This is a genomic window from Ramlibacter sp. (genome assembly GCF_035706265.1).
In the GTDB taxonomy this organism is placed as follows: Bacteria; Pseudomonadota; Gammaproteobacteria; order Burkholderiales; family Burkholderiaceae_C; genus Ramlibacter.
In genome coordinates this window covers 1-11500 of the sequence record NZ_DASSVG010000233.1, presented here as the reverse complement: position 1 = coordinate 11500, position 11500 = coordinate 1, and the positions used below count along the sequence as shown (strand labels likewise).

The 11500-nt window shown below is 67.9% G+C and carries 10 protein-coding genes; 2 read left to right on the top strand and 8 right to left on the bottom strand.

All coding sequences use genetic code 11. The features are described from left to right. The 8 genes from rsmH to VFM98_RS08850 all read right to left on the bottom strand — a co-directional run. A partial coding sequence (gene rsmH / locus VFM98_RS08885) for a 16S rRNA (cytosine(1402)-N(4))-methyltransferase RsmH (protein WP_325109556.1) occupies positions 1-615 on the bottom strand: 615 nt, incomplete at its 3' end. A gap of 9 nt (positions 616-624) precedes the next feature. Beyond that, on the bottom strand, positions 625-1053 hold the full coding sequence (mraZ, locus tag VFM98_RS08880) for a division/cell wall cluster transcriptional repressor MraZ (RefSeq protein WP_325109555.1): 429 nt from the start codon (positions 1051-1053) through the stop codon (positions 625-627). A 236-nt stretch (positions 1054-1289) separates the two neighbouring features. After that, entirely contained in the window at positions 1290-2603 is a 1314-nt protein-coding gene (gene hslU / locus VFM98_RS08875) for an ATP-dependent protease ATPase subunit HslU (RefSeq protein ID WP_325109554.1), read from the bottom strand. Further along, a complete protein-coding gene (gene hslV, locus VFM98_RS08870) occupies positions 2600-3151 on the bottom strand; it encodes an ATP-dependent protease subunit HslV (RefSeq protein WP_325109553.1) in 552 nt (183 codons plus the stop codon). Before hslV ends, hslU begins: the two co-directional genes overlap by 4 nt. Positions 3152-3214: 63 nt before the next feature. Next, positions 3215-5095, bottom strand: coding sequence for an STAS domain-containing protein (locus VFM98_RS08865; RefSeq protein ID WP_325109551.1), 1881 nt, complete (start codon positions 5093-5095; stop codon positions 3215-3217). 35 nt (positions 5096-5130) lie between these two features. Beyond that, positions 5131-6354, bottom strand: coding sequence for an RNA polymerase-binding protein DksA (gene dksA / locus VFM98_RS26170; protein ID WP_414709002.1), 1224 nt, complete (start codon positions 6352-6354; stop codon positions 5131-5133). 138 nt (positions 6355-6492) lie between these two features. Then, on the bottom strand, positions 6493-7530 hold the full coding sequence (locus VFM98_RS08855; RefSeq protein WP_325109550.1) for a GTP-binding protein: 1038 nt from the start codon (positions 7528-7530) through the stop codon (positions 6493-6495). Between the two features lie 159 nt (positions 7531-7689). Further along, the gene (locus tag VFM98_RS08850; RefSeq protein WP_325109549.1) at positions 7690-8871 is read right to left on the bottom strand and encodes a class I SAM-dependent rRNA methyltransferase; all 1182 of its coding nucleotides are present in this window, start codon (positions 8869-8871) and stop codon (positions 7690-7692) included. 70 nt (positions 8872-8941) lie between these two features. Between VFM98_RS08850 and VFM98_RS08845 the strand changes: the two genes are divergently transcribed. Continuing rightward, positions 8942-10687 carry a sensor domain-containing diguanylate cyclase gene (locus VFM98_RS08845; RefSeq protein WP_325109548.1) on the top strand — a complete coding sequence of 582 codons (1746 nt, stop codon included), beginning with the start codon at positions 8942-8944 and terminating at the stop codon, positions 10685-10687. Between the two features lie 85 nt (positions 10688-10772). Further along, positions 10773-11500 (top strand): ABC transporter substrate-binding protein (locus VFM98_RS08840; RefSeq protein WP_325109547.1); only part of this gene is annotated, 728 nt, incomplete at its 3' end.

The following is an 11500-nucleotide window of genomic DNA, read 5'->3' as shown; positions in this document are numbered from 1 at the left end:
CCGAAGAGCCTGAAAGGTGCGCGTTGCAGGGTCCTGGCCGGGCTCGCGGGTGCGGACCGCGCCAGCCACGAGCTGGGCCAGTTCGGCGGTGGTGGCCAGCGGCCCGCGCTCCTGCCGGCGAGCTGCAATCGCCTTTGCGATAGGGACAGCAAACCGTTCTTCGCCGTAATCACGGATCACCTCCGCCATCTGCTCCACCGGGGCGGTGGCGAGCCACTGGGCGGCACTGGTGCCGCGCGTGGGGTCCATGCGCATGTCCAGCGGACCGTCGGAGCGGAAGGAGAAGCCGCGCGCCGGGTTGTCGATCTGCGGCGAGCTCACGCCCAGGTCCATCAGCACGCCCGCCACGCTGCCCGCCTGCAACTCGCCCAACGCCGCGAAGCCCTCGTGCCGGATCTCGAAGCGCGGATCCCCGATCGCGTTGCCCACCGCGACCGCTTCCGGGTCCTTGTCGAACGCGACCAGCCGGCCCTGCGGGTCGAGCCGCGAGAGGATCAGGCGCGAGTGCCCGCCGCGGCCGAAGGTCGCGTCGACGTAGGTTCCATCCGGCTTGGTGACGAGGGCGTCGACTGCTTCGTTCAACAAGACGGTGGTGTGTTGCCATCTGCTGTCCACCACCTGCCTTCAGAAAGAGAAGTCCTTGAAAGCCTCGGGCATCCCGCCTCGCATGGCCTCGGCCTCCTTGGCCTCGTAGGTCGCCTTGTCCCAGAGTTCGAAGTGCGTGCCCATGCCCAGCAGCATCGTTTCCTTCTCGATGCCGGTGGCGGCGCGCAGCTCGGGCGCCACCAGCACGCGGCCGGTCGAATCCAGCTCCACGTCCTGTGCGTTGCCCAGGAAGATTCTCTTCCACCACTGCGCGTCCATGGGGAGCTGCGCGATGCGGTCACGAAATTTTTCCCACTCGGGGCGGGGGAAGATCATCAGGCAGCCGTGCGGGTGGCGGGTGATGGTGAGCTGGTTGGCGGCAGAGGCGGCCAGGACGTCACGATGCCGGGTCGGCATGGATAGCCGGCCCTTGGCATCGAGATTCAGCGACGACGCGCCCTGGAACACCTTGATCTGCCCTCACTGCTTGGCAACCGCGGATCGCGGCGGGAAATCCCACAATCCCCCACTTCATTGCACTTTTTTGCACTGTAGCAGGAAAAAGCAGAGGCGCAAGCACGCGCGGGTAAGAATTGGCAATGAAATCAAGCACTTAGAAGCGACTTCGGCGGCCCGAAGGCCGCCGAAATTCCGTTCTAAAGCAAGCACTTACGTGATGCTGTGAATGTGATGCTTGAGCCGGATCAGAGGATGTAGCGCGAAAGGTCCTCGTTGCGGCTCAGCTCGGTGAGCTTGGAATCCACGTACGCGCCGTCGATGGTGACCGACTGACCTTCCAGCTTCGTCGCCTCGAAGCTCACCTCGTCCAGCAGCCGCTCCATCACCGTGGAGAGCCGGCGGGCGCCGATGTTCTCGGTGCGCTCGTTGACCTCGTAGGCGATCTGCGCCAGCCGCGTGATCCCCTCGGGCGTGAACGTGAGGTGCACGTTCTCGGTGGCGAGCAGCGCCTGGTACTGCTTGACCAGCGAAGCATGGGTGGTGGTGAGGATGGCCTCGAAGTCCTGCACCGAGAGCGACCCCAGCTCCACCCGGATCGGAAAGCGGCCCTGCAGCTCCGGGATCAGGTCGCTGGGCTTGGAAAGGTGGAAGGCGCCGCTGGCGATGAACAGGATGTGGTCGGTGCGGATCGGGCCGTACTTGGTGGCGACCGTCGTGCCCTCCACCAGCGGCAGCAGGTCGCGCTGCACGCCCTGGCGCGAGACATCGGCGCCCTGCATCTCGCTGCGCGCGGCCACCTTGTCGATCTCGTCGATGAAGACGATGCCGTTCTGCTCCGCGTTGTCGATCGCGGCCGCCTTGATCTCGTCCTCGTTGACCATGGCGGCGGCCTCTTCGTCCACCAGCAGCTTCATGGCCTCCTTGATCTTGAGCTTGCGCGCCTTGCGCCGCGAGCCGCCGAACTGCGTGAACAGGCCACGCAGCTGCTCGGTCATGTCCTCCATGCCGGGCGGACCCATGATCTCCAGCTGCGGCTTCGCCTCCGCCACCTCGATCTCGATGTCCTTGTCGTCCAGCTCGCCCTGGCGCAGCTTCTTGCGGAACACCTGGCGCGTCGTGTTCTCGGAGGGATCCTCGCCGCGGGCCCCCGGGATCAGCACGTTGAGGATGCGTTCCTCGGCGGCGTCCTCGGCGCGCGTGCGCACCTTGCGCATCTCGGCGCTGCGGGTCTGCTTGACCGCCATCTCCGCCAGGTCGCGCACGATGGAGTCGACGTCCTTGCCGACGTAGCCGACCTCGGTGAACTTGGTCGCCTCCACCTTGATGAAGGGCGCGTCGGCCAGCTTGGCCAGCCGGCGCGCGATCTCGGTCTTGCCGACGCCGGTGGGGCCGATCATCAGGATGTTCTTGGGCGTGATCTCCTGGCGCAGCTTCTCTTCCACCTGCTGGCGCCGCCAGCGGTTGCGCAGCGCGATCGCCACGGCGCGCTTCGCGTCCTGCTGGCCCACGATGTGCCGATCGAGTTCGGAGACGATCTCCTGCGGCGTCATCGTGCTCATTCGAGCACCTCGATCGTGTGGTTCATGTTCGTGTAGATGCAAAGTTCGCCGGCGATCTCGAGCGACTTCTTGACGACGTCGCGCGCGCCGAGTTGCGAGTTCTCCAGCAGCGCCCGCGCCGCGGCCTGGGCGTAGCCGCCGCCGGAGCCGATCGCGATGATGCCGTGCTCCGGTTCCAGTACGTCGCCGTTGCCGGTGATGATCAGCGAGCTCTCGCGGTCGGCCACGGCGAGCATCGCCTCCAGCCGGCGCAGCACGCGGTCGGTGCGCCAGTCCTTGGTCAGCTCGATCGCCGCGCGCACCAGGTGGCCCTGGTGCTTCTCGAGCTTGCCCTCGAAGCGCTCGAACAGGGTGAATGCGTCGGCGGTGGCGCCGGCGAAGCCGGCCAGCACCTTGTCGTGGTAGAGCTTGCGCACCTTGCGGGCCGTGCCCTTGACCACGATGTTGCCGAGGGTCACCTGGCCGTCGCCGCCGAGCGCCACCTGCCAGCGGCCGTCGGCGCCCTGGCGCCGCACGCTGACGATGGTCGTGCCGTGAAACTGTTCCATAAGCGTTGCACCTTGGGGCGGGTCGCCCGAATGCAAGTGTCGCCTATGGCGCGGCCGGCGGGATCAATCCACCCGCAGGCCGATGCGCGCGTGTTCGCTGATGCCGATCACGTTGAAGAAGGCAGCCACCAGGCGGTGCACGTCGACGAACTGCACCTGGCGGCCTTCGGACACGCGCGCCGTCACCCAGTTCAGCAGCGTGCCGGCGGCCGTGAAGTCGATGCGCATCAGGCGCGCGCAGGAGATGATCATCACGTCGGCGTCGCCGAGCTTGGCATCGAGCAGCTCCAGCGCTTCCTTGCCGTCGCCCAGCACCTGGCCCGAGAGCTCCACCGTCGCCACGCTCGACATCTGCGACGTCACCGCAGCGAGTTGCGAGTCGCCGTAGGTCATGATGCTGGACATGACCGAGTCGCGGAAGGCGTCGCCCACGATGGTGTTGCGCGTGGTGAGGCTGCCGTCCGGCTGCATCGCCTTGTACTCGCAGCGCGCGCTGTCCCACGAAGGCGGCGAGACCTCGTAGGTGACGCAGTAGTCCAGCGCCACCAGCTCGAATTCGTCCGGCCGGTGCATCACGCGCAGGACTTCCATGCGCAGCTTCCACCAGGCCGGATTGACGGAGCGGTCGCCGGACGAGGTGTGGTCCTTCAGCACCTTCTCCAGCGCGTCGGCGCCGATGAAGCGCAGCTGGACGTTCTGGCCGGCCCACTGCGTGAACAGCTTCGTCAGCGGCTCGATCGCCGATTCGACGATGGAGTTCAGCTTGGTCCAGTTCAGCTTGTAGGGCGGCGAGGCCTTGGCCAGCGCCGCGTTCAGCGCCGCCAGCGTCTGGGTGCCGAACACCGCCGGCGAAGTCCAGTCGGCGATCGACTGGCCCGGATGCAGCGGCGCCGAGGAGGTGGTGCTGCTCATGCGGCCGACGATCTCGGGCATCGAGAACCACTGCGGGGCCGAGCGGCCGAAGCGGCTCGCGAATTCGATCGCGGCGGATTCGAAGCGGTCCTGCTTGCCGGTGGCGCGATAGAGGTCGAACAGCGTGAGCCAGGTCTCGTCGTGGTTGACGCGCGAGCCCTGCGGGCCCAGCACGTCGATCAGGCCGGCCTCGGCGCCTTCGTCGTCGCCGTTGGCGAAGCGGATCGAGGCTTCCTCCAGCTCCGGGTCGTGCGCGAATTCCTCGACCTGGATCGCGTACTGCTTGGAGTGCGAGAACACGCTCGGGATGCTGGGCGCACCGCCTTCACGGCCCGGTGCGGCGGCGGGTGCCGCGCCGGCCTGGGCCCCAGTTGCAGGCGCCGCTGCGGGGGTGCGCGCTGCGGCACCGGGAGCAGCGCCCGCCGCGGGTGCCGCAGCGGGATGCTGTTCGGCGCCGGGACGTGCGAAAGCCTGCGGCAGCACCGATTGCAGCATCGGCTCCGACGCGGCCGCCGGCGCCGCCGCCGCGGCATTGGCGCGCAACTCCTGCGGCGAAGTGCGCGAATAGGAGGTCGCGGCCGGCGGCGGCGACTTCTGCACCGCGTCCGGCGGCAGGTTGGACGACAGCGCGAAGCCGCTGTTGGCCGGCTGCTGCGAGGCGTTGCCATGCTTGGTCTTCCACCACTGCATGGACATCTGCGCCTCGATCTCGTCGATCTTCTTCAGTGTGGTGGCGCGGTCGTCCGGCTTGGACGGCATCGAGCTCTGGAAGAACGAGGGGCGCAGGCCCGGATCCTGCCCCGCCAGCACCTCGCTGCGCCGCATCTTGCGCAGCATGTCGAACTCGCGCTTGCGCACGAAGTCGTTGCGCCGCTTGCGCTCGATCATCTCCTTCAGCATCTGCTTGGAGTACGAGCTCTCGCGGTCGGTCTCCGTCTCGGCGCCGGATTCTCCCCAGGCGGTGGGACTCTTGACGAACCGCACCACCCTCGACAGCAAGCCTCCGGCGGCGGAATCGTCTTTCTGTGCCATGGACAGGTGCGGGTACTGCTTTGCCTGCGCGACGCTCAGTCGCCGAACATCTTCTGCTTCAGCTCCCGGCGCTGCTGCGCCTCGAGCGACAGCGTCGCGGTGGGGCGCGCCAGCAGGCGGCCCACGCCGATCGGCTCGCCCGTCTCGTCGCAGTAGCCGTAGTCGCCCGCGTCGATGCGCGCGATCGACTGCTCGATCTTCTTCAGCAGCTTGCGCTCGCGGTCGCGGGTGCGCAGCTCCAGGGCGTGCTCCTCCTCGATCGTGGCGCGGTCGGCCGGATCGGGCACGATCACCGTGTCCTCGCGCAGGTGCTCGGTGGTCTCGCCGGCGCTATTGAGGATGTCCTGTTTGAGCTGCAGAAGCTTCAGGCGGAAGAACGCCATCTGCTTCTCGTTCATGTATTCGGAGTCCGGCATGGCGAGCACTTCTTCATCCGTGAGCTCTTCTGCGGACTTGGTCTTCCAGTTGTTCGCCAATTTCGGGTCTTTCTTGATGGCGACGACGGGCGGGGGCGTCAGGACGGATTGAGTGGCCATGGGGATATAGCTTGCCTTGGCGGCGGCCGCAACGGCAGGCGCGGCGACGGCCGGTGGCTGCGCGCCCCGCGGTGCCTCGGGCACCGGTTGCGGGGCGGGGGCAGGCACGGGGGCCTTCTGCGCTGCGGCGGCTGCGGCTGCCGCGGGTGGGTGGGATGCCTTGGGCGGCACGGCCTTGGCGGGGGCCGGGCTCGTCCTGGCAGGGATCTTCTTGGCGGCGGCGGCGACGGCCTTCGCGCCCGCGGCCACGGCCTTGGCCACCGCGCCGACCACCTTGCCCGCCGCCGTGCGGGCGGTCTTGGGCGCGGGCTTCGGTGCCGCGGTCCTGGCGGCCTTGGCCGGTGCAGCCTTGGCCGGAGCCGCCTTGGCGGGGGCGCGGGCGGGCGCCTTGGCGGCCTTGGCAGGCGCCTTGGCGACAGCCTTCACGGGCGTCTTCGCAGGAATCTTCGCCGCCGTCTTGGTGGCGGGCTTGACGGCCTTGGCCGCCGGCTTGGGGGCGGACCTGGACGCAGGCTGGGGCTTTGCCGCGGTTTTCTTCGTGGTCTTGGCAGCGGCCTTGGGCTGAGCCTTCACTTCCCGTCTCCTCGCGTCGGCGCAGGCAGGCCGCGGACGCAAGTCCGCCAACGAGCCTTTTTTTCTAGGTGCAACGCCGTCATGACCGCGATTTATACCCTGATTGTCCGGCTCTGCACGACCGTGAACCTCCTTTTCGTCATGAAGCACCCGTGGCCCCCCTTGCGGGTTGCCCTTGGTCAGTTGCGGAACAGAGACAAACACGGTGGCCGGGTGCTGGTGCGTGAAGTGCGCCAGCGTAGCCCCGGCCCGCGGGCGGCACGGTTCAGACCATGCCGACGCGACGCGTCAGACAAGGCACTGCTCGAGCCCCTGCAGGAAGATGTCCTTGGGCAGGTCGATGCCGATGAAGACCATCTTCGACTGGCGCGCCTCGTCCTCGCCCCACTTGGGGCCCAGGTCGCTTCCCATCAGCTGGTGCACGCCCTGGAAGATCACCTTGCGCTCGGTGCCCTTCATGTTCAGGACGCCCTTGTAGCGCAGCATGCGCGGGCCGTAGATGTTGACGATCGCACCCAGGAAGTCCTCCAGCTTCATCGGATCGAAGGCGCGCTCGGAGCGGAACACGAAGCTCTTGACGTCGTCGTCGTGATGGTGGTGGTGCGGGTGGTCGCAGTGCTCGCCGTGCTCGTGGTCGTGATCGTGGTGGTGGTGTTCGTGCTCGTCTTCCTCCTTGAGGAAGTCGGGGTCGATGTCCAGCTTGGCGTTCAGGTTGAAGCCGCGCAGGTCGAACACGTCCTTGATCGGCACGTCGCCGAAATGCACCTGGCGCTGGGGCGCGCGCGGGTTCATGTGCTTGAGGCGGTGCACCAGCGCGTCGACCTCGTCCTGGCCGACCAGGTCGGTCTTGCTGATGAAGATCTGGTCGGCGAAGCCCACCTGGCGCCGCGCCTCCTGGCGCTCGTCGAGCTGCTGGTCGGCGTGCTTGGCGTCCACCAGCGTGAGGATCGAGTCCAGCAGGTAGCTTTCGGCGATCTCGTCGTCCATGAAGAAGGTCTGGGCCACCGGGCCGGGATCGGCCAGGCCGGTGGTCTCGATCACCACGCGGTCGAAATCGAGCATGCCCTTGCGCTTCTTGGCCGCCAGCAGCTGCAGGGTGGCGCGCAGGTCCTCGCGGATGGTGCAGCAGATGCAGCCGTTGCTCATCTGGACGATCTGCTCCTGGGTGTCGGCGACCAGGATGTCGTTGTCGATGTTCTCCTCGCCGAATTCGTTCTCGATCACGGCGATCTTCTGCCCGTGCGCCTCGCCCAGCACGCGCTTGAGCAGCGTCGTCTTGCCGGAGCCGAGGAAGCCGGTGAGGATGGTGGCGGGGATGAGGCTCATGGGTGTTCTGGATCAGGGAATCGGGTCAGTTTAGCGCCGCATGAATAGCCGGACGCAAAGGACGCAAAGGTACGCAAAAGGCGCAAAAAGAAGACCGAGGATGTCCTTTCGCGTCCTTTGCGAAACCTTTGCGTCCTTCGCGTCCGGATGTCCGGCTGTTCATTTACGGATCACCACGAGGCCTTTCAGGTACTCGCCTTCCGGGAAGGCCAGCGTCATCGGGTGGTCGGGGGCGGCGCCCAGGTGTTCGGCGATGTAGCCGTCGACGCCAGCGTCGGTGCCGGCCGAGGCGACGATCTTGTGGAACAGGTCGGCGGAGATGCCGCCCGAGCAGGAGAAGGTGAACAGCACGCCGCCGGGCGCCAGCAGCTTGAGCGCCAGCCGGTTGATGTCCTTGTAGGCCCGCGCGGCCCGCTCCGCATGGGCCACGGTGGGAGCGAGCTTGGGCGGATCGAGCACGATGGCATCGAACTGCCGCCCCGCCTCGCCGAAGCGCCGCAGGCTGGCGTTGACGTCCGCGTCGAGGAATTCGCAGCGGCTCGCCTCGAAGCCGTTCAGCGCCACGTTGCCACCGGCGCGCTCCAGGGCCGGGCCGGACGAATCGATCGAAGTGACTTCGGCCGCCCCGCCTGCCAGGGCAGCGACGGTGAAGCCGCCGGTGTAGCAGTAGCAGTTCAGCACCCGCTGCGCGCCCAGGCGCCGCACCCAGTCGGCGAAGCGGGCGCGGTTCTCCCGCTGGTCGAGATAGAAGCCGGTCTTGTGGCCGGTGGCGACATCGAGGGCGAACTTCCAGCCGTACTCCGCGATCGCGACTTCCGTCGGGCCTTCGCCGCGCAACCAGCCCGTGGTCTCCGCAAGCCCCTCCAGCGCGCGGGCATTCGCGTCCGAGCGCTCGTACAGGCGTTGCATTCCCGTCACATCGAGCAGCGCGTCGGCGAGGACTTTCTTCCACCTTTCGGCCCCCGCCGACAGAAATTGGGCTACCAGAGTTTCCCCATAGCGGTCCACCACGAAACCGGGCAGGCCGTCGGATTCCCCGTGCACCAGCCGCACCCCTTCGCTCGGCACCTTAAGGCGTTGCCTGAGATTAAGCGCCTCCCTTAATCGACGGTGGAAGAAGGCCGCGTCGATGCGCTCGCCCTCCTCGAAGCTCCAGGCGCGGGCACGGATCTTCGAGGCGGGGCTGAAGGCGGCCCAGGCCCGGAACCGGCCCTCGTGGTCTTCCACCCGCACCGTCTCGCCGGGATCGGCGCCGCCGCGCGCGACGGCCGAATCGAACACCCAGGGATGGCGCCGCAGGAGCGAGCGCTCGCGACCTTCGCGCAGACGGATCACCTTCATGCCCTATTGTCGACCGTCAATGAACACGTAAGAATGTGCAACAAGAATTGGAGCTAAAGGAGAAGGGCCGATGGGATGGTTCACCCGGAATGGCCGGGTGCTGGTTGCCTGGATCTGGCTGGTGGTGCTGGGCGCCGCCGGGCCGGCGGCCGCCCACGCCCCGCTGCTGTTCGAGCCGGACCGGCAGCCGGTGATGCTCCTCGACGCCGGTGAAGTGTGGCTGGAGGAGGCCGGCACCATGCGGGTGGAGGAGGTCGCCGCCGACGCCCGCATCCGCTGGCGGCCCAGCAGCGCCACCGACATCTACCGCCTCGACAAGGGCGAGGCGCTCTGGATCCGCTTCATCGTGCCGCCCACGCCCAATTCCGAGCGCTGGTACCTCGAGATCCCCTACCCCGGCGTGGACCGGGTGAGCCTCTACGTGCAGAACGGCGCCGGCGAATGGATGGAGCGCACGGCCGGCGACACGGTGCCGATCTCCACCTGGCCGCTGCCGCACCGCCACCCGATGATGCCGGTCGCGGTGTCGCCCCTGGGGCCGCGCGAGCACTACGTGCGCGTGCAGAACGGCACGATCTTCGGCGCACCGATGCAGTTCGTCAGCGACAACTACATCATGCGCCAGGAGCAGGGCATCTCGCTCGCGCTGGGCATCTACTTCGGCCTGGTGGTGCTGGCGGTGATGCTGTCGCTGGCCGGCGCCATCACCCTGAAGGACCACGTCTACACCCTCTACGCCGTGTCGGCGGTGCTGATGGCGCTGACGCAGGCCACCATCACGGGCCTGGCGGGCCTGCACGTCTGGGGCGAATGGCCCTGGTGGAACAACATGGCGCCGCAGGTGCTGCCGCTGTTCGCCATCGCCTCGCTGCAGCTCTTCCTGGCCGAACTCGTGTCGCTGCGCGAACGCTCGCGCCTGCTCTATCGCCTGCTGGTCACCGCCGGCCTGCTGTCGCTGCCGCTGTCGGTCTACCTCATGGTCACGCCGGAAGTGATGGAGCGGCTGCGCCTGATCGTCGCCTACTTCCTGGCCGAAACCGTGGCGGGCCTGGGCGTGGTGGTGTGGAGCGCGCTGCGCGGCGACCGCTATGCGCCCTGGCTGCTGGTGGGCGCGGCGCCGGTGGCGATCGGCGCCCTGTTCCCGCTCGCCCGCGCGGCGGGCCTGATCCCGATCGGCTTCTGGACCACCCACGGCATGCAGCTGGCCATCGCCGCCGAACTGCCGATCCTGCTGCTGGTGATGGTGCTGCGCAGCCAGCACCGGCGCGAGCACGTGCGCCGCATCCAGGGCCTGGACCGCATCGACCCCTCCACCGGCCTGATCAACGCCGCCGTCTTCCACGAGCGCCTGGTGCGCCTGATCGCGCGTTCGCAGCGGCTCAAGTTCCGCAGCGCCGTGCTGCTGGTGGATCTCTCCAACATCGAGCAGATCAAGCGCCAGTTCGATTCCGAATCGGCGCGCGAACTCACCCTGCGCGTGGCCGGCCGGCTGCTCTCCGTGGCGCGCGAGATCGACACCGTGGCGCGGCTGTCGGAGCACCGCTTCGGCGTGCTGCTCGAAGGCCCGCTGCATGCGGACGAAGTGGCCGAAGCGGGCCCGCGCATCGTGGCGCGCTGCCTCATGCCCTTCAAGGGCCATCCGCTGGAATGGTCCGCCCACGTGCGCGTGGCGCAGGCGCTGATCCCCATGGACGGCACCGATCCCGCGCAGCTGCTCGGCCGGCTGGAGATGCTGCTGGCCAGCGCGCCGGCCGACAGCCGCCGCGCCGTCTTCATGCTGTCGAAGTCGGGCGCCCTGCCCGTGTTCGCCGGCTGATCCGTTTTTCCCTCGGGTAAGTCCCGACCCGCCTGCGCCGGCGGGATGCGACAACTCCGGTTCGCTTCCACCAGGAGACATGCGCATGGCTGTTCCCGTCCTTCGCCCCCTCCTCGCCGCCGCCGCGCTGGCCGTGGCCGCCACCCCGGCAGCCGCGCAGGAGAGCTTCAAGATCGGCATCGTGAGCTTCCTCTCCGGCCAGGCCGCGGAGAGCTTCGGCGTGCCGGCCGTCAACGGCGCCAAGGTGCTGGTGGAGGCCTTCAACGCGGGCAAGGCGCCGGCGCCCTACGACAAGGTGGGCTTCGGCGGCCTGAAGCTCGAGCCGGTGTACGTGGACGAGAACGGCGGCGCCACCAAGCAGGTGCAGGAGCTGCGCAACCTCTACGAGCGCGAGAAGGTCGACGCGGTGGTCGGCTACGTCGGCTCGGGCGACTGCCTCGCCGTCGCGCCCGTGGCCGAGGAGATGAAGAAGTTCCTGATCCTCTACGACTGCGGCACGCCGCGCATCTTCGAGGACGGCAAGTACGCCTACGTGTTCCGCACGGCCGCCCACGCCACCATGGACAACGTGGCGCTGGCGCGCTACCTGAAGGCGCGCAACATCAAGGTCGACCGCTTCAACATGATCAACCAGGACTACGCCTGGGGCCAGGACAGCAAGAAGGACTTCACCCTGGCCATGGCCGACCTGTACAAGAACGCCAAGGTCGATGCCGACCTGCTGCCCAAGTTCGGCGCCGGCCAGTACGGCACCGAGGTCTCGGCGCTACTCTCCAAGCCGGCCGACATCGTGCATTCCAGCCTGTGGGGCGG

What these genes read in the sequence shown, in the direction of transcription:
- hslU (WP_325109554.1), bottom strand. Translation starts at nt 2,603, where the DNA reads ATGAGCACGATGACGCCGCAGGAGATCGTCTCCGAACTCGATCGGCAC.
- VFM98_RS08855 (WP_325109550.1), bottom strand. Translation starts at nt 7,530, where the DNA reads ATGAGCCTCATCCCCGCCACCATCCTCACCGGCTTCCTCGGCTCCGGC.
- VFM98_RS08845 (WP_325109548.1), top strand. Translation starts at nt 8,942, where the DNA reads ATGGGATGGTTCACCCGGAATGGCCGGGTGCTGGTTGCCTGGATCTGG.
- VFM98_RS08865 (WP_325109551.1), bottom strand. Translation starts at nt 5,095, where the DNA reads ATGGCACAGAAAGACGATTCCGCCGCCGGAGGCTTGCTGTCGAGGGTG.
- hslV (WP_325109553.1), bottom strand. Translation starts at nt 3,151, where the DNA reads ATGGAACAGTTTCACGGCACGACCATCGTCAGCGTGCGGCGCCAGGGC.
- VFM98_RS08850 (WP_325109549.1), bottom strand. Translation starts at nt 8,871, where the DNA reads ATGAAGGTGATCCGTCTGCGCGAAGGTCGCGAGCGCTCGCTCCTGCGG.